Consider the following 23,196-nt stretch of genomic DNA (forward strand, 5'->3'; position numbering starts at 1 on the left):
AGGTGAAAGTTTCCAAGGTATCTCAGCGAAGAAGATTGCTCTGGAGCCTGCTGCTGCTGCTCTTGATGTTCTCGGCCCTGATCGTCAGACTGGCTTACGTCCAGATTGGACAGGGAGCCGAATTGTCCGCGAAGGCGGAGGAGTTGTGGCGGCGGGACATTCCTTTTGCAGCCAAGAGGGGAGAAATATTGGACCGTAACGGAACCGCGCTTGTGACCAGCATCACGACACCGACCATCTGGGCGATTCCCGTCCAGATCAAGGACGCGGACCATACGGCCCGGACATTGGCCCCTCTTCTTGGCATGAACGAGGCTGACGTGAAAAAGAGTATTACGAAACGTTCGAGAATAGAACGGATCAATCCCGGCGGACGAAAAATTACGATGGAGCTGGCTCAGGAAATTCGTGATTTGAAGCTGCCGGGTATCGTTGTTGCCGAGGATAACAAGCGGTATTATCCTTATGGTGATCTAGCTGCTCATATTTTAGGCTTTACGGGCGCCTATAATCAGGGGCTGACCGGACTTGAGGCGATGCATGATGATAAGCTGATGGGCTTTGACGGCAACATCTCTTATCTGTCCGATGCGAGCGGGAAGCAAATGCCGAATTCGACGGAGAAGTATGTGGAGCCCCGGGACGGGCTCAGCCTGGAACTGACGATTGACAAATCAATCCAGGCGATTATGGAACGCGAGCTGGATCAGGCGATGGTCAAGTATCAGGCCAATGGCGCATGGTCGATTGCCATGAACCCCAATACAGGCGAGATTCTGGCCATGGCCTCGCGCCCGGGCTTCTCGCCGGGGAAATACCAGGAATTCGAGCCGGAAACGTACAACCGGAATCTTCCGATCTGGATGACCTATGAGCCGGGCTCAACCTTCAAGATCATTACGCTGGCTGCTGCATTGGAAGAGGGAAAGGTAGATTTAAAAAATGACCACTTCTTTGATTCCGGTGCGGTTGAGGTCGGCGGAGCCCGGCTTCGCTGCTGGAAGAAGGGCGGCCATGGCAGCCAGACATTTATGGAAGTGGTGCAGAATTCGTGCAACCCCGGATTTGTTCTCCTGGGCCAGAAGCTGGGCAAAGAAAGCCTGTTCCAATATATCCGCGATTTTGGCTTTGGCGCCAAAACCGGAATTGACCTGAACGGGGAAGAGAACGGGATTCTGTTCAAGCTGGAGAATGTCGGTCCGGTCGAGCTGGCGACAACCGCTTTCGGCCAGGGGGTGTCGGTGACACCGATCCAGCAGGTTGCCGCGGTCTCAGCGGCAATTAATGGAGGCAAGCTGTATAAGCCTTATGTGGCCAAAGCCTGGATCAATCCCGAAACGGGCGAGAAAGTGGAGGAGATTGAGCCGCAGCTTGTGCGCGAGGTCATCTCCGAGGAGACTTCGAAGCAGGTCCGCGAAGCACTGGAGAGCGTGGTGGCCAAGGGAACGGGACGTCCGGCATTCATCGACGGCTACCGGGTCGGAGGCAAAACGGGAACGGCGCAAAAGGTAGTGAACGGCAGGTATTCTTCCACCGAGCATATCGTGTCTTTTATCGGATTTGCCCCGGCGGATGATCCGCAGATTGTTGTGTACACCGCCGTTGATAATCCGAAGGGCATTCAGTTCGGCGGAGTAGTGGCGGCACCGATCGTTCAGAACATTCTGGAGGATGCGCTGCGTTACATGGATATTCCGCCTCGCAAAGATCAGATGGCGCGCGTGTACAAATACGGGGAAACCCCGATGGTAACCGTGCCGGACCTGGTGGGAGCGACCGTTCAGGATCTGTACGAGGATTTGAACATGAATTTCATGCTGGCCAAATCGGGAACGGGCAACACTGTGATCTCCCAGGCTCCTAAGCCGGGAACCCGGGTAGAGCGCGGCTCGACCATCCGCATTTATATGGGAGAGGATTCCGAGGCAGGGCATGAACATTAAGATACGTATTGGTTTTATTATCCGGCCCTCGTTAACCGGATGATCAAGGATATAGAGAGAAGAGGGATTGCAATGAAATTGTACGAACTATCATCCGTGCTGGCAGCAGCAGTCGTTGATGGAGACGGTGATGTTGAGATTTCGGATCTGCAGGTGGATTCCAGACAGGTGAAGGCGGGTGATCTGTTCATCTGCTTGCCGGGGCACACCGTGGATGGCCACGACTACGCAGCGCAGGCAGCCGCTAGCGGAGCCAGCGCACTTATCGTCCAGCGGAAGCTTGATATTGACCTTCCGCAAGTTATCGTTAAGGATACCCGGCTGGCTATGGCCGCGATGGCTGACAAGTTTTTCAACCAGCCTAGCGCGCGTATGAAGCTGATCGGTGTGACCGGAACGAACGGAAAAACAACGACCACGTACCTGATCGAACGCATTCTTCAAGACTATGGTGTGAAAACCGGATTGATCGGCACGATTCAGATGCGATACAACGGGCAGTCATTCCCGATGCCAAGAACGACTCCGGAAGCGCTCGACCTTCAGCGTTACTTGAACGATATGGCGAGCAGCGGAACCGAATGCTGCGTGATGGAGGTATCCTCCCATGCGCTGGAGCAGGGGCGGGTGAAGGGAACAGACTTCCGGACGGCAATTTTCACGAATCTGTCGCAGGATCATCTGGACTACCATCATACGATGGAAGATTACCGGGCTGCGAAAGGGTTGTTTTTTGCCAGACTGGGGAACGCTTTTGCCAAGGACGAGAACAAGCGCAAATATGCCGTGTTGAACGCGGATGATGAGGCATCGGCTTATTTTGCAAAGCTTACTGCAGCCGAAGTGATTACTTACGGCGTACAGGAGGATGCAGACATTCGGGCAAGCCGTATCGTCATCACGGCGCAGGGCACTTCCTTCCATGTGGATACGTTCCGCGGCAGCGCGGATATCTCGATCCGGATGGTCGGCAAGTTCAACGTATACAATGCGATGGCGGCCATTGCCGCAGCGCTTCTGGAAGGCATTCCTCTGGAAGACATCAAGAACAGCCTTGAAGCCGTGCCTGGTGTTGACGGCCGGGTAGAGGTTGTAGATGAAGGCCAACCGTATGCGGTCATCGTGGATTATGCTCATACCCCGGATGGTCTGGAGAACGTGCTGCGAACCGTGAATGAATTTGCCGAAGGCCGTATCCTGACCGTGTTTGGCTGCGGAGGGGACCGGGACCGGACGAAGCGGCCGATCATGGGGAAAATCGCCTCCAAGTACAGCGACCTTGTATTTGTTACATCCGATAATCCCCGCACAGAGGACCCGGAGCGAATCCTGAAGGATATTGAAGCGGGACTGATCGAGGAAGGCGTGTCTAAGGCCAGCTATGAGCTCATCGTGGATCGCCGTGAAGCGATTGAAAAGGCTATTGAAATGGCAAGCCCGGGCGATGTAGTATTGATTGCGGGGAAAGGTCATGAGACCTACCAGCTGATCGCGGGCGAAGTGCTTGACTTTGACGACCGCATCGTAGCTAAAGACGCGATAAGGGGCAGACTAAAGTGATCCATAAAACATTGCGAAGCATCGCCGACATGTGCGGCGGAACGCTTTCGCCAAACCTTGACGAGAATACGATGATTCATGGGGTCGGCACCGACTCCAGAACGATACAATCCGGCCAGCTCTTCGTCCCGATTGTCGGAGAGAAGTTTGACGGTCACCAGTTTGTCCGTCAGGTGCTGGACCAAGGAGCAGGAGCCGCGCTGTGGCAGCGGGATCATGGACCGGCGCCGGAAGGCCCTGTCATTGTGGTAGAGGACTCGCTGGCGGCGCTTCAGGCGCTGGCCAAGGCGTATTTGCGGCAGAGCGGTGCCAAGGTTGTCGGCATCACCGGCAGCAACGGCAAAACGACCGTAAAGGATATGGTATCCGCCCTGCTTGAGACACGGTATAAGGTGCATAAAACGAAGGGCAATTATAACAATCACATCGGGTTGCCGCTGACCGTGCTGGCGATGGAGGAAGGCACCGAGATCATCGTGCTGGAGATGGGCATGAGCGGGCGGCATGAGATCGAGCTGCTGTCCGGACTTGCGAATCCGGATATTGCTGTTATTACGAACATCGGTGAGGCCCATTTGCTGCAGCTCGGTTCACGCGAGGAGATTGCGCGGGCGAAGCTGGAGATTATTAGCGGGATGAAGCCTGGCGGACTGCTCATCTATCACGGTGACGAACCGCTGATCTCGCGGGTGCTCGAAGAAGCGTCGACCATTAAGCCGGAAGGTCTTCAGACCTTTACGTTCGGAACCGGCAGTGATAACGACAGCTATCCGACAGGCCTGATGTTCCACGGCAAGGGAATTGTGTTTACCTCAAGCCGATCTGCCGGGGAGGCGTTCAGCCTGCCGCTGCTTGGACAGCACAACGTCGTAAACGCACTTGCCGCCATGGCGGTGGCCAGCGAGCTCGGGGTCAGCGAAGAGGAGATTCGCGAAGGCTTTGAGGGCCTCAAGCTTACCGGCATGCGGATTGAGTGTATTGAAACGCGTCATGGCGTAACGGTGCTGAACGATGCTTACAATTCCAGTCCGACAGCCGTCAAGGCTGCCGTGGATGTCCTCGGGAACATGAAGGGGTATCGGCGCCGCATTGCTGTGCTCGGGGACATGCTTGAACTCGGTCCGAAGGAAGCGGAGTTCCATGCGGAAATCGGCCATTACTTGTCTCCGGACAAGGTGGACATCGTGTTTACTTACGGCCCGCTGTCCCGTCATACGGCGGAAGCCGCACGTCAGTATTATCCGGAGAACAGCGTGTTTGCTTATACAGATAAGGAGGCGCTGATCGCCTCATTGATAGAGCAGATCACCAGCAAGGATGTTGTGCTGGTCAAAGCCTCGCGCGGAATGAGGCTTGAACAAGTCGTCGAGGCACTTGCGGAACTGCCTGGCGGAAACAATGGAAGTAGGGGGTGAGCGGAATGGACTATCAATTGCTGCTGCTGACGATCGCTGTATCGTTTGTCATCGCCGTTATTTCAGCTCCGCTGCTTATTCCGCTCCTGCGCAGAATGAAATTCGGCCAACAGGTTCGGGACGACGGTCCGCAGAGCCATCTGAAGAAAGCCGGGACGCCGACGATGGGCGGCGTTGTCATTCTGTTGGCGTTTACGCTCACGTTTATTAAGTTTTCGCCGGTAGATACCGATTTCTATGTTATGCTGGTTGCCACGCTCGGCTTTGGTTTGATCGGATTTCTGGACGATTATATCAAAATCGTATTCCGCAGATCGCTCGGACTGACCGCGCGTCAGAAGCTGCTGGGGCAGCTGATCTTTTCCGGGGTAATGTGCTGGCTCCTGATCTCCAACGGCCATAGCACCGCCATCGGAATGCCGGGAATGAGCTGGTCTTTTGACTGGGGCCCGTGGTTCTACTATCCCTTCATCGTGATCATGATGCTGGCCATCAGCAATGCCGTCAACTTTACAGATGGTGTGGACGGACTGCTGTCTGGTGTCAGCGCCATCGCATTTGGCGCCTACGCGATCATTGCGATTCAGTCCACCTCGTTTGCAGCTGCGTTCTGCGCGGCGGCGATGATTGGTGCCGTGCTTGGCTTTCTCGTGTTCAATGCACATCCGGCCAAGGTGTTTATGGGGGATACAGGATCGCTCGGTATTGGGGGCGCCATCGGCGCAATTGCGATTGTGACCAAAAGCGAGCTGCTGTTCCTCGTGATCGGCGGGATTTTTGTCATCGAGATTCTTTCGGTGGTCCTGCAGGTCATATCCTTCAAAACGAGAGGCAAGCGGATATTCAAGATGAGTCCGATTCACCATCATTTTGAGCTGTCCGGATGGTCGGAATGGCGTGTTGTTATCACGTTCTGGACCGTCGGATTGATCCTTGCGGTGCTCGGACTTTATATCAACAAGGGGTTGTAGAAATGAAGCATCCAGAACGATACCGTGATCAAAAAGTGGTTGTGCTTGGCCTTGCCAAAAGCGGAGTCCAGGTAGCCAAGGTGCTCCACCAGGCAGGCGCGGTTGTCATTGTTAATGATCGAAAAGAGCGGGACCAGTGCCCTGAGGCTTCGGAGCTCGAAGCTTTGGGGATTTCTGTTGTGTGCGGGGGGCATCCGGATGACCTGATTGATGCGCAGGTGGCGCTTGTGGTGAAAAATCCGGGCATTCCGTACTCGGTTCCGCCAGTTCAACGTGCGATTGGGCTTCAAATTCCGGTAGTGACGGAGGTCGAGGTCGCGTACCATCTGTGCCGTGCCCCGATAATCGGCATCACCGGTTCGAACGGGAAGACGACGACGACAACCTGGGTGGGACAGATCCTCCAGGCTGCCGGCATGTCTCCGATCGTTGCCGGAAATATCGGCATTCCGCTTACCGAAGCAAGCCAGGAGGCCACGGAGGAGCAATGGATGGTTGCCGAGCTGAGCAGCTTTCAGCTGAAAGGCACCGAGGATTTCCGGCCTCGCATCGCTTGTCTGACGAACGTAACAGAGACCCATCTGGATTATCACGGGGGCATGGATGATTACGTTGCATCCAAGGCCAGACTGTTCCGCAATCAGACCGCTGAAGATACCGCTGTGCTCAACTGGGATGATCCCGTGTGCAGAGGCCTCGTGCCCTACATCAAGGCCCGGGTGCTTCCGTTCTCGATGAACGAGACGCTTCGGGAAGGTGTCTATGTGTCGCCGCCTTACATACCGGGGACCGAGGACCAACTGGAGCGGACGATCGTTTATACAGATGACAAAGGCTTTACGCATGAGATCATCCGTGTGGAGAACATCGGTATACCGGGACGCTTCAATGTGGAGAATGCGCTCGCTGCCAGCTGCATCGCGATTGCCGCTGGCGCGCAGCCGTCCCAGCTGGAGGGCCCGCTGTCCAGCTTCCGCGGGGTGGAGCACCGTCTGGAATATGTGAGAGAGACGGACGGCATTGTCTATTACAACAACTCGAAGGCGACCAATGCGAAGGCAACCAGCATGGCGCTCTCTTCCTTCACCCAGCCGATCGTGCTCATTGCGGGCGGACTGGATCGCGGCACGGACTATGATGAGCTGGTGCCTTTTCTGCAAGGCAAGGTGAAGGCTGCGGTACTGCTTGGTCAGACCAAGGATAAATTGGCGGATGCGGCACAGAAGGCCGGGATAAACACGGTCGTCCTCGTCGATAATGGGGAGGACGCCGCCCACACGTTGACCCTGGCTGTTCAGAAAGCTTCCGGCCTGGCCGAAGCGGGAGATATCGTGCTGCTGTCGCCTGCATGTGCCAGCTGGGACATGTTTCCTTCCTATGAGGTTCGGGGACGCATTTTTAAAGAGGCGGTGCATAATCTTTAAGTAGGGGGGTGTGGATAAGCCCCTACTTTGGATGTTCGAGGTGGCCTTCCTATGAACAAGAACCGTCAGGCGCCCGATCTGTGGCTGCTGATTTGCATTATGGCCCTGCTGGCCATCGGTCTGGTCATGGTATACAGTGCAGGCTCTGTGCTTGCCTTTCATGATTATGGCGACAAGTTTTACTTCGTGAAACGACAAGGTTTATTTGCGGTATTGGGGCTGGTCGCGATGTATTTCACCTCCAATATCGATTTCAGAGTATGGAAGAAATATAGCAAGCTCATTCTGCTAGTCTGCTTCTTTCTGCTTGTCATCGTGCTTATTCCGGGCATCGGCGTCGTTCGCGGCGGCGCAAGAAGCTGGCTTGGCATCAGCTCTTTTGGCATTCAGCCCTCCGAGTTTATGAAACTCGGCATGATTCTGTTTCTTGCGAGATGGCTCAGTCAGAAAAACTATGATATTACGAATTTTTCCAAGGGGCTGCTGCCCCCGCTCGGACTGATCGGTCTGGCCTTCGGCTTGATTATGCTGCAGCCGGATCTAGGTACCGGAGCGGTGATGCTGGGCGCCGCGATGATGATTGTATTTACCGCAGGGGCCAGCCTGAAGCATCTCGGCTTCCTGTCCCTCGGCGGCATTGCCGGCTTCGTCGGTCTGATTCTCGCCGCACCGTATCGGTTGAAGCGAATTACCGGCTTTCTCGATCCGTGGTCAGATCCGCTTGGAACGGGTTATCAGATCATCCAGTCTCTCTATGCGATCGGACCTGGCGGGCTCGGCGGCCTGGGACTTGGCATGAGCCGTCAGAAGCATGCCTATGTGCCGGAGCCGCAGACAGATTTTATATTCTCCATATTGGCTGAGGAGCTCGGATTCATCGGCGGGTTGACAGTGCTGCTTCTGTTCGCTGCGCTCGTATGGCGGGGCATGCGCATTGCCATGACGATCAGCGACGGCTTTGGCAGCCTGCTGGCCGTGGGCATCATCGGCATGGTGGCGATCCAGGTTATCATTAACATCGGGGTCGTTATCGGATTGATGCCGGTGACGGGCATCACCCTGCCATTGATCAGCTACGGCGGCAGTTCCTTGACGCTGATGCTGACAGCGCTCGGCATTCTATTAAATATATCCCGTTATGCGAGGTGAACCGGCATGCGTGTCGTACTAACAGGCGGCGGTACGGGGGGGCACATCTACCCTGCCGTTGCCATTGCCAGACAATGTGAGGCTGAGGAGCTAACATCTCAGTTTTTATATATCGGAGGCAAGAGAGGTTTGGAAAGCAAGCTTGTCCCGCAGGAGAATCTTCCTTTTGAAAGCATAGATATTACCGGATTTCGGCGCAGCCTGTCCCTCGAAAATGTGAGGACGATCATGCGCTTCTTCAAGGGCGTCAGCAGATCGAAGAAGCTGCTGTCGGATTTCAAGCCGGACATCGTTATCGGCACCGGCGGTTATGTATGCGGACCGGTCGTATACGCTGCGGCCAAGCTGGGCATCCCGACATTGATCCACGAGCAGAATGCCATTCCGGGTCTGACCAACCAGTTTCTGAGCCGCTATGCGGACACGGTAGCGGTCAGCTTTGAAGGCTCGGAGAAGGCGTTCCCCAAAGCGAAAAGAGCAATTTATACCGGAAATCCACGCGCGACGACGGTGATGTCCGCCAATCGTGAGCGTGGATTTGCTTCGCTTGGGATTCCAAGCGACAGCCCGATCGTGCTTGTTGTCGGGGGCAGCCGCGGAGCCCGGGCCATCAACGAGGCGATGAAGGGGATGGCAGCGATGATCGACAGGCTCCCTGGCGTTCATTTTGTATTTGTAACCGGGGAGACGTATTTCGAAGGAACACGGGAGGCGATTCGCAGCGAGCTTGGCACGATGCCAAACCATCTGCATATCGTTCCGTATATTAGCAATATGCCGGAGGTGCTGGCTGCTACGTCGCTGATCATCAACCGGGCCGGGGCTTCGTTCCTTGCGGAAATTACGTCGCTTGGCATTCCGTCCATTCTGATTCCGTCCCCGAACGTGACCAACAACCATCAGGAAGCCAATGCCAGACAGCTGGAGGAGGCTGGCGCTTCTCGCATGATCCTGGAGAAGGATTTGACAGCGGAGCGTCTGTTCGGACAGATTGAGGACATTATGAAGAGCGGCGATGTGCTAGGCGCGATGACCGAGGCATCGCGCAAGCTTGGAAAGCCGGATTCGGCAGCCGTAATTGTTGAAGAGATTCGGAGGCTGACGGGCAAACGGTAAAACGGCCGGACGATTGTCACATCCCTATAGAGCGTGACATAAGATACTCTATAATCGTGACGCACCCATGAGGCCGACATTATGACACCCGGCCATCTCTTCGCCCCGTCGCAAAGATATGGCCTTTTGGTTTGGAAAGTCAAGGGAGGTTTATGTTAGATGCAGCAATGGAAATCGCTACTATCTGAGGCCAATGTCGGGGCTGTGCTATGGAATGAACCGCTGGCAAAATATACGACATGGAAGATTGGCGGACCGGCCGATGTGCTGATTGTCCCTGAAACGAAGGAGCAGCTGTCGGAATTGGTCACTCTTCTCCATGCCCATCAAATCCCGTGGATTCAGCTGGGCCGGGGCTCCAACATGCTCATTGCCGATAAAGGCATACGCGGGGCGGTCATCAAGCTCGGTAAGGGGTTTGAACATTGTAGCTTTGACGGATGCACGGCATCTGCCGGCGGCAGTATGTCGTTCGTTAAGCTCAGTGTTCTGGCCGGAAAACAAGGATTAATGGGTCTCGAATTTGCCGGAGGCATTCCGGGCTCGGTCGGAGGGGCCGTGTACATGAATGCCGGCGCCCATGGGTCGGATGTGTCACGCATATTTAAGTCCGCTGACATTGTACTGGAAACAGGGGAATTGGTTACTTATGCTGCCGAGGATATGGCGTTTGATTACCGGCATTCCATTCTGCATGAGCGAAAAGGGATTGTAACGGGGGCGGTATTTGCACTCGAATACGGCGACCGCGAGCAGATTTCTGCGGTTATGGCATCCTACAAGGATCGCCGCCGGCGTACACAGCCGCTGCAGTCGGCGACCGCAGGCAGCGTATTTCGGAATCCCCCGGGCGACCATGCGGCCAGGCTCATTGAAGCAGCCGGACTCAAGGGGCTTCGGATCGGAGGAGCGGAAATTTCCGTGCAGCATGCCAATTTCATTGAGAACACCGGTCAAGCGACAGCAGAGGACGTGCTTGCCCTGATGGAGCATATCAAGGCCACCGTAGCCGACAAGAACGGGATCCAACTGGTGCCGGAGGTCTATGTGATGGGTGAGCGGTAAACTCGGAGGTGATACATTGGACAAATTGGTGATTGAGGGTGGAAATCCCCTATCAGGAACCATTCGTATCCATGGTGCAAAAAATGCTGCTTTGCCGATTCTGGCGGCAAGTCTTCTTGCCGAAGGGACTGTCCGTCTAAGCAACGTTCCGCATTTGCTCGACATTGAAGTGATGCTCAGCATACTGAACCGCCTCGGCTGCAAAACCAGACATGAGCTGGAGACGGTCACCGTGGATACGGCGTCAGCCAATTCGTCTCACGTCCCGGAAGATTTAATGAAGCAGATGCGCTCCTCGATCTTTTTGATGGGACCTCTGCTGGCCCGTTTCGGTGAAGTGACCATTTATCAGCCTGGCGGCTGTGCGATTGGCGAACGGAAAATTGATCTGCATCTCAAAGGACTCAAAGCGCTCGGCGCCGAAATCATAGAGGGCGACGAGAAAATCCACTGCCGTGCGAGCCGATTGACAGGAACGGATATCCATCTGGACTTTGCCAGTGTCGGAGCAACTGAAAATATCATGATGGCAGCTGCTACAGCAGCGGGAACAACCGTCATTACCAATGCAGCGAGAGAACCGGAAATCCAGGATCTCCAGCATTTTCTCAACAAGATGGGGGCGAATATTGTCGGAGCCGGGACCGATACGATTACGATTCATGGCGTAGAGCGACTTGAGCCATGTGAGTATGAGATTATTCCCGACCGCATCGTTGCGGGAACTGTCATGATTGCCGCAGCGGTAACAAGAGGCAATGTCACGCTGACGAAGACGAATCCGTCGCACTTATCATCGCTAATCCATGTGCTCAAGCGTGCTGGTGTTCAAACCAGTGCCTGCAATGATATAATGAACATAAGCTGTATGAGCCGCCCCAAAGCTGTGGAGCGGATCGTAACATCGCCGTACCCGTCCTTTCCTACCGATCTTCAATCACAGGTGATGGTTCTCCTGTCATTGGCAGACGGGTTTAGCGTCATGAAAGAGACGGTGTTCGAGGGACGCTTCAAGCATGTGGAGGAGTTGTCCCGAATGGGCGCAGACATTTCAACGGATATGAACTATGCATTTATTAGAGGCGTACAGAGAATTTATGGTGCTACCGTAGAGGCAACGGATCTGCGTGCCGGAGCCGCGCTGGTTATCGCCGGCTTGGCTGCGCAGGGAACGACTGTCGTGGAACAGGTGCATCATATCGATCGCGGTTACGATCGGATTGAAAACATGTTCCAAGGCTTGGGCGCCCGGATTTATCGAGAGACCCCGGTGCCACGGCCGCTTGATTTAGCCAATTGAGGTCCTAGGCGTCCCCTCCTTCACCGATAGGAGGGGATGACAGGCTTTATGGAGAGAGAGGATATGTCCAAGACACCCATGCCTGTCCTGAAAGAGGACAAGCCCAGACCGAAAACAGCCAGGAAAATCATATGGATACTGCTGCTGCTGTTTATAGCCCTGCTGACCATCCTGTTCTTCCGTTCCCCGGTCAGCCAAGTGACGGATATCGAAATCACGGGTAATACGTTTAATACGGATGAACAGCTGCTTGAGGAGAGCGGAGTCGGGGTTGGCGACCAGTTTTTTGGTGTTGATCCGGATAAAATTGGTGAGCGTCTGCAGGCTCTTGGCACGATTCGGGAGGCGCAGGTGATCAAGACGTTCCCCGGAAGCATCAGCATCGTGATTGAAGAACAGCCCACGGTCGCTTACGAGCTGACCAGTGACGGTTCGCTTCTGGCGATTCTGGCCAGCGGCACATCCGTGCCTGTATCAGCCAGCGGCATCGCGGTAGAGAAGCCGATTCTGACGAACTGGGAGCCTTCCGATCCGAACAAGGCGAAGCTGAGCGAGGTGCTGGCCGATATTCCCGGCAGCCTGACCTCGGATATTTCCGAGATCACGCCGTCGCCGACCCTGTCATTTCCGGATCGGATTAAGCTGTACACACGCTCCAAGTTTGAAGTCATTACTACCGTCTCCCTGCTGAAGGATAAAGTGGAGTACCTCAATCAGGTAACCGAAGTGGAGCAGCCGGGTCTCATTACGATGCTGGAGGCGGACTCCTATGTGCCTTTTGTTGCCGAGTCTGAGGACGAAGAAGGGGAATAAGCCCCCCCTACTCAGCGATAGGAATAAATGGTACAATTGAGAGTATTGGCAAGCTGGTGCAATTCGATTCTTCTATTGAAATTTTAGTGCCTTTTGAATAGCAAATGTTGGCACTAAAAAATATGTAGAAAAAAGAGGGATAGCCCGGCGAATGTTGAATAAATAGAGTTGTGTCATTATAATGGTATTTATTTTGCTAAAAACAGGAGGTGCCAGGGCTTGAGCAACAATGACATCATTGTTAGTTTGGACATCGGTACATCCAAAGTTCGTGCTATTATTGGGGAAGTTAATAATGGAACCTTTAATATTATTGGAGTTGGATCTGCCGACTCGGAGGGAATTCGCAAAGGTGCAATTGTAGATATCGACCAAACGGTACAATCCATTCGCAGTGCTGTAGATCATGCGGAGCGTATGGTCGAGATTCAAATATCCGAAGTATATGTCGGCATTTCAGGCAGTCATATTGGACTTCAATCGAGCCATGGTGTGGTGGCAGTATCGAACGAGGATCGCGAGATTGGCGAGGAGGATATCGATCGGGTGCTGAAGGCAGCCGAGGTTGTCGCTTTGCCTCCGGATCGCGAGATTATCGATGTCGTCGCAAAACAGTTTATCGTTGACGGTTTGGAAGGAATCTCCGATCCGCGAGGAATGATCGGCGTTCGCCTTGAGGTGGAAGCAACGATTGTTACTGGCGCCAAAACGGCAATACATAACTTATTGCGATGCGTAGAAAAAGCAGGTCTGAAGGTGAAGGATCTGGTGCTGATTCCGCTTGGAGCAGGTCAGCTTGCGTTGTCCAAGGACGAGAAAACGATGGGTTCTGTCCTGGTGGACGTCGGCGCAGGATCAACCACCTTGACGGTTTTTGAAGGCGGCAGTCTTGCGGCTACCTCAACACTGCCGGTCGGCGGGGAGTTCGTAACGAATGATATCGCATACGGCCTCCGGACATTGACCGACCAGGCCGAGAAGGTCAAATTGAAATACGGGTGCGCCCTTATCGAAAGCGCGGCTCCTGATGTTGCATTTAAAGTAACGAGAATCGGAAGCAACGTAGACAAGGAATTCACGCAAGAGGATTTGGCGGCCATTATCGAACCGCGGGTTCAGGAGATTTTCCAATTGGTACGTCAAGAAGTGAAGCGCTTGGGTTACAATGAGCTTCCCGGAGGTTATATACTTACGGGTGGCACGATGTCCATGCCCGGTGTGCTGCAGGTGGCACAAAATGAGCTGGCGACTTCCGTGCGAATTGCCATACCGGATTATATCGGTGTTCGTGATCCGGGATTCTGCAGCGGAGTCGGCATCCTCCACAATGCGATCCGAAACATCCGAGTCCGCAATACAGGAGGAAGCAGCAGTGGGAATACCAAGAAACCGGTGAACCGCGCCAAGCAGCATAATCCTGTCGCAGCAACTCAGGAGAGCAGCCAGAAGCCGGGATTTATCGAGCGCTTGAAGAAGATGTTCAGTGAGTTTATATAGCGGATTCATTTGACAGTGGACGTGCCATCCACGCACATTGAGGGGGAGATGGATTAGATGTTGGAATTTGATTTTGAAATGGAGAGCTTGGCTCAAATTAAAGTCATTGGTGTAGGTGGCGGCGGCAGTAACGCGGTGAACCGAATGATCGAGAACGGCGTGCAAGGCGTGGAATTTATTACGGTAAATACCGATGCCCAGGCGCTCCATCTTGCTAAATCCGAGCATAAACTGCAAATCGGGGACAAGCTGACTCGCGGGCTTGGCGCAGGTGCCAACCCAGAGGTCGGCAAAAAAGCGGCCGAGGAGTCCCGTGATTTGATTATGAATACGCTGAAGGGTGCCGACATGGTGTTCGTAACAGCAGGCATGGGCGGCGGTACCGGTACCGGTGCCGCTCCTGTGATCGCTGAAATTGCGAAGGAATGCGGCGCATTGACCGTCGGTGTAGTCACCCGTCCTTTCACTTTTGAAGGCCGGAAGAGATTCTCGCAAGCGGAGCTTGGCATTGAAGCTCTGAAAGAGAAGGTAGACACCCTGATCGTGATTCCTAACGATCGCCTGCTTGAAATTGTTGACAAGAAGACGCCGATGCTGGAGGCATTCCGTGAAGCGGATAACGTACTCCGCCAGGCTGTGCAAGGCATCTCGGACCTGATCGCCGTTCCCGGCTTGATCAACCTCGACTTTGCCGATGTCAAAACAATCATGACCGAGCGCGGCTCCGCACTGATGGGAATCGGAATGGCAACCGGTGAAGACCGGGCGTCCGAGGCGGCTCGCAAGGCGATTATGAGCCCGCTGCTTGAAACTTCGATTGAAGGGGCACGCGGGGTCATCATGAACATCACAGGCGGCGCGAACCTGTCCCTGTACGAAGTGAACGAAGCCGCGGAAATCGTCACCTCGGCTTCGGATCCGGAGGTCAACATGATCTTTGGTGCGATTATCGATGAGAAGTACAAGGACGAGATCAAGGTTACGGTCATTGCCACCGGCTTTGAGAGCAAAGCAGCTCCGGCTGCCCCTGGGCGCCGCACGCAGCAGCCTTCCCAGCCTGAACAGCACCAGACGCCAGCTGAGAAGAGCAACGTGAATTTAAGACCGTTCGGCAATCAGAGTGCCAGCGATCAGCTGGACATTCCTACATTCCTTCGCAATCGTTCTCGCAATAATGACTAATCGAGGAGCTTCCAGGCCTATCAGGCCTGCGAAGCTCTTTTTGGTTTCCGGCTTTATACTGCCGTTTATCCATGTAAGAGATTTAGCCGCCTGATCCGCTGTATCCTCTCATAACTTCCGCTGGGTCGACAAAAAAAGTCGGTGGACACCTCCCAGGTTTAGACAGACTTTGATTCCTATCCTTTTTATACTAGAAACATCTCCCGGGACCCTGAAAATGCCGCATGAAATGAACGGATATGATCCGAAAGAGACGGGTGAGGATACTGGTTGTTTATATCGATCTGATATTCATCGTCAACCTGCTGATTGACGGCATATTGCTTGCCCTGACAGCCTGGATGCGAAGAATCCGGCCGCGTTTATGGAGAGTGGCATGCTCCTCCTTGCTTGGGGCGATGTATGTCGTGATGATGTTTGTGCCGGAACTGTCGTTCCTGTACACCTTTCTCATTAAATTCATGCTATCCCTCATGATGATCTGGATCGCTTTCGGTTATGCAAGTCTGCAGGAATATATCCGCAATCTGGGCGCTTTCTATATCGTGAACTTTGCCATTGCCGGGGGGATTATCGGGTTCCACTATTTCCTGCAAAGTTCAGGTGAGCTGTTTGAAGGGATTTGGTATAGCGCGACCGGGGGACTGTCCTTTGAGCTGAAGGTGGGGTTCTGGTTTGCATGTATTGCCTTTTTTGTAGTTGTATTCGCGTTCAAGGCGGTTCAGACCACCAAACGCAAAACCGAGAGCCGGGAGACGCTGTTGGCTCCTGTCACCGTATGGATTGGCAGTACGAAAGTACAGTGCACCGGTCTTCTGGATACAGGCAATCAATTGAGCGATCCGTTAACGCGGACCCCCGTCATGGTCATGGAGGCTTCGCTATGGGAGCGAGAACTGCCCCCGGGCTGGAGTGATAAACTGATGGGCGGGGAGCCGGACAAACTGATCATGGAAGCGGATGTATCGGCATTTGCCTGGCAGGATCGATTGCGGCTTGTCCCCTATCGGGGCGTGAACCGGGGGGCGGCATTCATGCTGGCCATCAAACCGGACATGATCCGCATTGAGCTTGGCGGGATGGCCTATGAAACGACCAAGGTGTTGATTGGATTGGACGGAGGGCGACTGTCAGGCGACCGGGCTTACCGGGCGATTATTCATCCCGGGTTGATAGAAGGGGAAGGAATGCCGATTGCGGCCGGCGGCTGTGATGCTGCGAACGCGGAAGGCGGCATGATGGCGCATGAACAGGAAGCTGAGCGAACGGTCGGCTAACCGAATGAATGCGTGACCTGCTTGCCTTGCGAAGATCGGTTAGGGCGCCAATGAAGGATGGATGAGACTGCTTCTTGTTCAAGAGGCGAGGCAATTTCTACGACGTTTGTTTTCCAGCCGGAAAACGTTTAGGAGGAATAAACGGATGCCAGTGAAATGGAGATTAGCGCTGCAGCTGCAGTATTATCGGGTGTTGTTTTTACTGGGCTTGAAAAGCCAGGAGATCTATTATATTGGAGGAAGTGAAGCGCTTCCGCCTCCGCTGACGAAAGAGGAGGAGGAGTATCTCCTAAAAAAGCTGCCTTCAGGCGATGCGGCAACCCGCGCGATGCTGATCGAGCGCAATTTGCGTCTCGTGGTCTATATTGCCCGCAAGTTTGAGAACACGGGAATCAATATCGAGGATCTGGTGTCGATCGGCGCGATCGGTCTGATCAAAGCGGTCAACACGTTTGACCCGGAGAAAAAAATCAAGCTGGCAACCTATGCCTCGCGCTGTATTGAAAACGAGATTCTCATGTATTTGCGCCGCAACAACAAAACGCGGAGCGAGGTGTCTTTTGACGAGCCGCTGAACATCGACTGGGATGGCAATGAACTGCTGCTCTCCGATGTGCTCGGAACGGAAAATGATACCATTTACCGCAATATCGAAGAACAGGTAGACCGTAAACTGCTGCAAAAAGCACTGGATAAACTGAGCGACAGGGAGCGGATGATCATGGAGCTCCGGTTCGGACTTCAGGACGGGGAAGAGAAGACCCAGAAGGATGTGGCTGACCTGCTCGGAATCTCGCAATCTTATATTTCCCGACTGGAAAAAAGAATTATCAAGCGGCTCCGCAAGGAATTCAACAAGATGGTCTGAGGTGAAATCGCTTTGGAATAAAATGCACCCTCAAGGAGATAATGTACAGTAATGTTTCTCCTTGGGAGGTAAGCCATCATGACACGAAACAAAGTTGAAATTTGTGGTGTGGATACGGCAAAGCTGCCGGTTCTGACTAATGTGGAAATGAGGGAACTGTTCCATGAGCTGCAGCAAAACAATGAGCGGTCAGCTCGTGAAAAATTGGTGAATGGCAACTTGCGGCTCGTGCTGAGCGTCATTCAGCGATTTAACAATCGGGGGGAATTTGTGGATGACCTGTTCCAGGTCGGCTGCATCGGTCTGATGAAGGCCATCGACAATTTCGATCTGTCCCAAAATGTAAAATTTTCCACTTACGCCGTGCCGATGATCATCGGAGAGATTCGCCGCTATTTACGTGACAACAATCCGATTCGCGTCTCCCGTTCCCTGCGTGATATCGCCTACAAGGCGCTGCAGGTCCGAGATCAACTCACCAACGCGAACTCCCGCGAACCGACTATTTTCGAAATTTCCGAGGCGCTTAACGTGCCTAAGGAAGACGTTGTTTTTGCACTCGATGCCATTCAAGATCCCGTATCTTTGTTTGAGCCGATTTATCATGACGGGGGAGACCCGATCTATGTGATGGACCAAATCAGCGATGACAAAAATAAAGATGTATCCTGGATAGAGGAAATTGCGCTTCGGGAAGCGATGCACAAGCTGGGGCAGCGAGAAAAAATGATTTTGTCCATGCGCTTTTACGAGGGGAAAACCCAGATGGAGGTCGCCGATGAGATCGGCATCTCTCAGGCGCAGGTATCGAGGCTGGAGAAGTCCGCGATCAAGCAGATGCAAAAACATGTAAAGTCCTGAATGTAACTTGCAATCAAACCAGATAGCGATCCCGTGCGCGGGATCGTTTTTTCATGCCTTGCCGCGCGCATTTCGGGAATGGGCGATACAAAAAATAAAGTTATTTTGACGGCTGGCCACATATATTGAACTATAGGATGAGGCGTCATAAATACATCTAGGGTGTGATGGCATGATACCAGATCAGATGGTGGGGAAAAAAATGAAAATTTCCGACTTTCAAACAAAGGATGTTATTAATATTATCGACGGCAAGCGGCTGGGGCAGGTGAGCGACCTGGAGCTCGATTTGCGTCAGGGACGCATCGAAGCGATCGTGGTCCCTAGCTACGGCAAGTTTATGGGGCTGTTCGGAGGGGGCAGCGAACTGATCATTCCATGGCGAAATATCGTGAAAATCGGCTCTGACGTCGTGCTGGTCAAGATGGAGGAATTGAGAAGGCCGGAGGAGCAAGAGCCTCACGGTTATCTGGATCGGCCGGACCGGCCTGACAGACGAAGTTTCTAACGCAGGTCGAATCGAAGCCGTCGGCGCTGTTCGATAGGTTGCCTTGGGCAGGTTTTCTGGTACACTGGGATAGAGGTGAATGACATGGAACCGTTTGTAGGAATGGCTCGAAGCGGTCCCAATCTGCTCGCTCTCGAGGAGTGGGAGAAGCTGGGCGCGTCGTCGGGGTTGACGGCAGGCTTTACGGGGCGTGAAGGCGGCGTCAGCAGCAGCCCGTATCACAGCCTGAATCTGGCCTTTCACGTCGGGGATGAGCCGGAGGATATTAAGCAGAATCGCAGCCGGGTTGCGGAAGCGGTCGGGTTCACGCTGGCGGACTGGACTTGCGGCGAGCAGGTTCATGGCAGCCGGGTAGCTGTTGTCAGGGCAGACGACAGAGGCAAGGGCAGTCTGGACCGGGAATCTGCTTTTCAAAATACGGACGGACTGGTGACCCAGGTGCCTGGGGTGCTGCTGACCTCCTTCTATGCGGATTGTGTCCCGCTCTATTTCTGGGACCCCATAGAGGAAGCGGTCGGTCTGGCTCATGCCGGATGGAAAGGCACGGTGGCCGAGATCGCCCGGCATATGGTGCAGACGATGGCTGAGACATACGGCAGCAAGCCTGAAGCTATTCGCGCGGCCATTGGGCCTTCGATCGGCGTATGCTGCTACGAGGTGGATGAGCGGGTCATGTCGCGCGTGCGCGAATTAGGTCTGGAACGCTCCGGCAACGCTGGCGATTCCGGGATGTATATCGACAAAGGCAACGGGAAATACATGCTGAACTTGAAAGAAATAAACAGACACATTATGATTAAAGCAGGAATATTGCCGGAACATATCGAATGTACAACATGGTGTACAAGCTGTAGTCATGATTTTTTCTTTTCTTACCGCAAGGACGGGGGAACGACAGGGCGTATGGCAAGTTGGATCGGGTTAAGAAAGAGGTGAACCGTCCCTTGAGTTTGTTGGAACGTATGGATCAAGTGCAGCAGCGCATAGCGGAGGCTTGCCGCCGCAGCGGCCGGGATCGTCAGGATGTCAACATCATTGCGGTGACGAAGTATGTCTCGCTGGAGAAGACAGCGGCGGTGCTGGATCACGGTCTGCAGCATATCGGCGAGAACCGCTGGCAGGATGCCAAGAGCAAGTGGGAGGCTTTGGGTGACCGGGGCACCTGGCATTTTATCGGTCATCTCCAGACGAATAAAGTGAAGGATGTCATCGATAAATTCCGGTACATCCACTCGCTGGACCGGCTGTCGCTGGCGAAGGAACTGGAGAAGAAAGCTGCTGCGTTGAATATACAAATATCCGCCTTTTTGCAGGTGAATATATCGGGAGAGGAATCGAAGTACGGTCTTCCTCCCGAGGAAGCAGCCGGCTTCCTGAAGAGCATCAGCAGTCTGGAGCATGTCCGCGTCATTGGACTGATGACGATGGCCCCTTATGAATCGGAGGCTGAGGACACGCGCCCTGTATTCCGCGGTCTGAGACAACTGAGAGATGAGCTGAACAGGCAGGCGCTTACCGCCGAGCCGCTGACCGAGCTGTCGATGGGGATGTCTAATGATTTTGAAGTGGCCATAGAGGAAGGGGCGACATGGGTACGCCTCGGCTCGATTCTAGTGGGAAAAGAGGAGGAGTGACGATGGGCGTGATGAACCGGTTTATGAACTTTATCGGGCTGCAGGAGGAAGAGGAAGTTGTAGAGCGGGAGGCGCTGACCTCTCAGGAAGACCAGGTGGAGACACCGTTTGAGAACCGCAAAAATCAAAATCAAAAGGGCAGCAATATTGTGAGCATACATTCGCAGAAAAATGTGAAGGTGGTGCTGGCTGAGCCTCGCTCCTATGACGAAGCTCAGGAGATTGCCGATCATCTGCGCTCGTTCCGGACCGTGGTGGTCAATCTGCAGCGCGTGCGGAACGATCAGGCGCTGCGGATCATTGATTTTCTAAGCGGAACGGTGTATGCGCTCAGCGGGGGCATCTCCAAGGTGGGCAGCAACATTTTTCTGTGCACGCCGGATACGGTGGAAATTCAGGGAACCATTTCCGAGATTTTAGCTGACGAACAAGACTATAACAGAATGAGGTGATATTTCTTTGACGAATATTTATAGCATTGTCGAATTGCTGTTTCAAATTTATTTCTACATGATTCTCGTGTATGTACTGATGTCCTGGCTTCCGAACGTAAGAGAAAGCTTTATCGGAGAGCTGCTGGGCAAGCTGGTGGAGCCGTATTTGTCTCCATTCCGCCGCTTTATCCCGCCGATCATGGGCATGATCGATATTTCCCCAATCGTTGCGCTGTTTGTGCTGCGGCTGGCTCAGAACGGGGTATATGCGATCCTCGGATATTTTGTATAACGATAAAGGGCGTGTGACCATATGAAACCGGACATCTATGATCATTTTCACCGAGACGAACGGGATTTTGTGGACCGGGCGTGGGAGTGGGTCGTTAACGCGGGGCAGTACCATGAAGCGAAGCTGACCGACTTTCTGGACCCGCGCCAGCGGTTTATTCTGGAATCGCTGGTCAACCGCGCCCCTGATGTGCACGCCGTCTATAGCGGCGGGCATCCGGATGCAGAGCGTGTTCGTGCTTTCATCGCGCCCGATTACCGGGACCTGGCGAATGAGGATATGGGGATGAAGGTGCTCAGCATCACCTCTTCTGACCAGAAGCTGGGGGAGCTGGAGCATGGCGACTATATGGGCTCCATTCTCGGGCTCGGCATCAAGCGCTCCAAGATTGGCGATATTCATGTGCTGGAGAACGGCTGTCATGCCGTTGTCTCCGAGGATATCAGCGCGTATCTGCATTTTAACCTGAGCCAGGTGCATCGGGTGCATGTCATGACCGAGCTGTTGCCGCTGGACAAGCTCCAGGTGTCCCCGGTCACGCTGGATACGATGGAGATTACGGTCTCTTCCATGAGACTCGACGGCATTGCCAGCGATGCGTTCCGCATCAGCCGGGCCAAAATTGTCGTTCCGATCAAAGCGGGACGCTGCAGAGTCAACTGGAAAGTGGAAGAGGATCCTTCTACGCCGCTGAAAGAAGGGGATGTGATCTCCATTCAAGGGTTTGGTCGGTTTAAAGTGCTGGAGACGGGCGGCTTGACAAAAAAAGGGCGGTACCGTGTCAAGGTTGGGAAATATGCGTGATGCCTTTGAAGGAATTGCCGTTTTTTTGTCGAAGATTTACTAACAAACATTAATAATGGCGTCCGATTAACCGATACATTCTGATGACCGCTGCTGTTTTCATAGACGGGTGGTTTGGCTTATAGCAGGGATGACCGTATCCCGTCTGCAACAAGCCGATATTCTTAGGAGGTGCACACCATGCCACTTACACCACTTGATATACATAATAAGGAGTTTGCCCGTCGAATCCGGGGTTATGATGAAGACGAGGTCAACGAATTTTTGGATCAGGTTATTAAAGATTATGAAAGCGTGATTCGGGAGAACAAGGAAATGCATAACCAGTTAATGGCGATGCAGGAGAAGCTGGATCATTTTGCGAATATTGAGGAAACCTTATCGAAGACGATCATCGTGGCCCAGGAGGCTGCGGATGAGGTGAAGAACAACGCGAAGAAGGAAGCGCAGCTGATCGTGAAGGAAGCGGAGAAGAATGCGGACCGGATCATCAACGAAGCGCTTGGCAAATCGCGCAAAGTCGCATTGGAAGTAGAAGAACTGAAGAAGCAGGCCTCCATTTACCGGACACGCTTCCGCTCGCTCGTGGAAGCGCAGCTGGAACTGCTGAAGCAGGATGGATGGGAGTCGCTGGAGTCGCCTGAGCCGAGTCTTGAGCCGAAAGAGGTATATTAGGCGGATAGCGGTTGACTTTTGGCCTGAAAAAGTCTATAACTAGTAACATAGTTGAATTGAATGAACAATCGTAAATTCGCAGATGGGAACAAGTACACAAGTGGCGCTGTCCCTCAGAGAGTTGGCATCCTGCTGAAAGCCAATGTTCAGACCTTGTGGAATATCGTCCTTGAGAAGCAAAGCCGAAGCGCCGTGAATCCGGCGTGTGTAAGCTAAGCCGTCCTCCGAACGTTACATCGGACCCGTGCCTGTCGTTATTGGCATGGAGCAGAGGTGCTGTTTGGTCTGCGCTTGATGTGCGTTGCAGTCAGACAGAATTAGGGTGGTCACGCGAGTTAAGGTTCTCGTCCCTTGGGGGATGAGGGCCTTTTTTTGATTTTACATGAGTTAGGATGAAAGGAAGATACG

22 protein-coding genes and 1 other annotated feature are annotated in these 23,196 nt (G+C 53.6%); all 22 genes read left to right on the top strand.

Translation table 11 applies throughout. The features are described 5' to 3' along the window. Positions 1–2: 2 nt before the first annotated feature. The 22 genes from CHH67_RS01300 to CHH67_RS01405 all read left to right on the top strand — a co-directional run bounded on the left by CHH67_RS01300 (position 3) and on the right by CHH67_RS01405 (position 22,788). Positions 3–1,943: a stage V sporulation protein D gene (locus CHH67_RS01300; RefSeq protein ID WP_095263164.1), complete on the top strand. Its 1,941-nt coding sequence runs from the start codon at positions 3–5 to the stop codon at positions 1,941–1,943. Between the two features lie 72 nt (positions 1,944–2,015). Beyond that, on the top strand, positions 2,016–3,503 hold the full coding sequence (locus CHH67_RS01305; RefSeq protein WP_095263165.1) for a UDP-N-acetylmuramoyl-L-alanyl-D-glutamate--2,6-diaminopimelate ligase: 1,488 nt from the start codon (positions 2,016–2,018) through the stop codon (positions 3,501–3,503). Next, positions 3,500–4,918, top strand: coding sequence for a UDP-N-acetylmuramoyl-tripeptide--D-alanyl-D-alanine ligase (locus tag CHH67_RS01310; protein WP_095263166.1), 1,419 nt, complete (start codon positions 3,500–3,502; stop codon positions 4,916–4,918). The genes CHH67_RS01305 and CHH67_RS01310 overlap by 4 nt, the downstream gene beginning before the upstream one ends. Positions 4,919–4,923: 5 nt before the next feature. Further along, positions 4,924–5,889, top strand: a complete 966-nt coding sequence (mraY, locus tag CHH67_RS01315) for a phospho-N-acetylmuramoyl-pentapeptide-transferase (RefSeq protein ID WP_095263167.1) — start codon at positions 4,924–4,926, stop codon at positions 5,887–5,889. 2 nt (positions 5,890–5,891) lie between these two features. Then, positions 5,892–7,313 carry a UDP-N-acetylmuramoyl-L-alanine--D-glutamate ligase gene (murD, locus tag CHH67_RS01320; protein ID WP_095263168.1) on the top strand — a complete coding sequence of 474 codons (1,422 nt, stop codon included), beginning with the start codon at positions 5,892–5,894 and terminating at the stop codon, positions 7,311–7,313. A gap of 51 nt (positions 7,314–7,364) precedes the next feature. Continuing rightward, a complete protein-coding gene (gene spoVE, locus CHH67_RS01325) occupies positions 7,365–8,462 on the top strand; it encodes a stage V sporulation protein E (RefSeq protein ID WP_095263169.1) in 1,098 nt (365 codons plus the stop codon). A gap of 6 nt (positions 8,463–8,468) precedes the next feature. Beyond that, positions 8,469–9,578 (top strand): undecaprenyldiphospho-muramoylpentapeptide beta-N-acetylglucosaminyltransferase, encoded by a 1,110-nt coding sequence (murG, locus tag CHH67_RS01330; RefSeq protein ID WP_095263170.1) that lies wholly within the window; start codon positions 8,469–8,471, stop codon positions 9,576–9,578. Positions 9,579–9,737: 159 nt separating this feature from the next. Further along, on the top strand, positions 9,738–10,643 hold the full coding sequence (murB, locus tag CHH67_RS01335; RefSeq protein WP_095263171.1) for a UDP-N-acetylmuramate dehydrogenase: 906 nt from the start codon (positions 9,738–9,740) through the stop codon (positions 10,641–10,643). A gap of 16 nt (positions 10,644–10,659) precedes the next feature. Beyond that, positions 10,660–11,943 (top strand): UDP-N-acetylglucosamine 1-carboxyvinyltransferase, encoded by a 1,284-nt coding sequence (gene murA / locus CHH67_RS01340; RefSeq protein ID WP_095263172.1) that lies wholly within the window; start codon positions 10,660–10,662, stop codon positions 11,941–11,943. 63 nt (positions 11,944–12,006) lie between these two features. Next, positions 12,007–12,756 carry a cell division protein FtsQ/DivIB gene (locus CHH67_RS01345; protein WP_095263217.1) on the top strand — a complete coding sequence of 250 codons (750 nt, stop codon included), beginning with the start codon at positions 12,007–12,009 and terminating at the stop codon, positions 12,754–12,756. Between the two features lie 219 nt (positions 12,757–12,975). Further along, complete coding sequence (gene ftsA / locus CHH67_RS01350; protein ID WP_095263173.1) at positions 12,976–14,253, top strand: cell division protein FtsA; 1,278 nt, start codon at positions 12,976–12,978, stop codon at positions 14,251–14,253. A 57-nt stretch (positions 14,254–14,310) separates the two neighbouring features. Continuing rightward, entirely contained in the window at positions 14,311–15,435 is a 1,125-nt protein-coding gene (ftsZ, locus tag CHH67_RS01355; protein WP_095263174.1) for a cell division protein FtsZ, read from the top strand. A gap of 239 nt (positions 15,436–15,674) precedes the next feature. Then, the gene (gene spoIIGA, locus CHH67_RS01360) at positions 15,675–16,712 is read left to right on the top strand and encodes a sigma-E processing peptidase SpoIIGA (RefSeq protein ID WP_176475444.1); all 1,038 of its coding nucleotides are present in this window, start codon (positions 15,675–15,677) and stop codon (positions 16,710–16,712) included. A 145-nt stretch (positions 16,713–16,857) separates the two neighbouring features. Next, positions 16,858–17,580: an RNA polymerase sporulation sigma factor SigE gene (sigE, locus tag CHH67_RS01365; RefSeq protein WP_007129475.1), complete on the top strand. Its 723-nt coding sequence runs from the start codon at positions 16,858–16,860 to the stop codon at positions 17,578–17,580. 78 nt (positions 17,581–17,658) lie between these two features. Continuing rightward, positions 17,659–18,441: an RNA polymerase sporulation sigma factor SigG gene (sigG, locus tag CHH67_RS01370; protein ID WP_095263175.1), complete on the top strand. Its 783-nt coding sequence runs from the start codon at positions 17,659–17,661 to the stop codon at positions 18,439–18,441. Between the two features lie 172 nt (positions 18,442–18,613). Continuing rightward, positions 18,614–18,949 carry a YlmC/YmxH family sporulation protein gene (locus CHH67_RS01375; protein WP_095263176.1) on the top strand — a complete coding sequence of 112 codons (336 nt, stop codon included), beginning with the start codon at positions 18,614–18,616 and terminating at the stop codon, positions 18,947–18,949. Positions 18,950–19,033: 84 nt separating this feature from the next. After that, the gene (pgeF, locus tag CHH67_RS01380; RefSeq protein WP_095263177.1) at positions 19,034–19,885 is read left to right on the top strand and encodes a peptidoglycan editing factor PgeF; all 852 of its coding nucleotides are present in this window, start codon (positions 19,034–19,036) and stop codon (positions 19,883–19,885) included. An 8-nt stretch (positions 19,886–19,893) separates the two neighbouring features. After that, the gene (locus tag CHH67_RS01385) at positions 19,894–20,583 is read left to right on the top strand and encodes a YggS family pyridoxal phosphate-dependent enzyme (RefSeq protein WP_095263178.1); all 690 of its coding nucleotides are present in this window, start codon (positions 19,894–19,896) and stop codon (positions 20,581–20,583) included. A 2-nt stretch (positions 20,584–20,585) separates the two neighbouring features. Continuing rightward, complete coding sequence (locus tag CHH67_RS01390; protein WP_095263179.1) at positions 20,586–21,035, top strand: cell division protein SepF; 450 nt, start codon at positions 20,586–20,588, stop codon at positions 21,033–21,035. Between the two features lie 16 nt (positions 21,036–21,051). Then, positions 21,052–21,309, top strand: a complete 258-nt coding sequence (locus tag CHH67_RS01395; RefSeq protein ID WP_095263219.1) for a YggT family protein — start codon at positions 21,052–21,054, stop codon at positions 21,307–21,309. A gap of 21 nt (positions 21,310–21,330) precedes the next feature. Then, positions 21,331–22,113, top strand: a complete 783-nt coding sequence (locus tag CHH67_RS01400) for a YlmH family RNA-binding protein (RefSeq protein ID WP_095263180.1) — start codon at positions 21,331–21,333, stop codon at positions 22,111–22,113. A gap of 180 nt (positions 22,114–22,293) precedes the next feature. After that, positions 22,294–22,788 carry a DivIVA domain-containing protein gene (locus tag CHH67_RS01405; RefSeq protein WP_095263181.1) on the top strand — a complete coding sequence of 165 codons (495 nt, stop codon included), beginning with the start codon at positions 22,294–22,296 and terminating at the stop codon, positions 22,786–22,788. Between the two features lie 70 nt (positions 22,789–22,858). Next, positions 22,859–23,143 (top strand) — a binding site (T-box leader). The last annotated feature ends 53 nt before the right edge of the window (positions 23,144–23,196 follow it).

Source organism: Paenibacillus campinasensis (assembly GCF_002272015.1).
GTDB classification, from domain to species: domain Bacteria; phylum Bacillota; class Bacilli; order Paenibacillales; family Paenibacillaceae; genus Paenibacillus_AQ; species Paenibacillus_AQ campinasensis.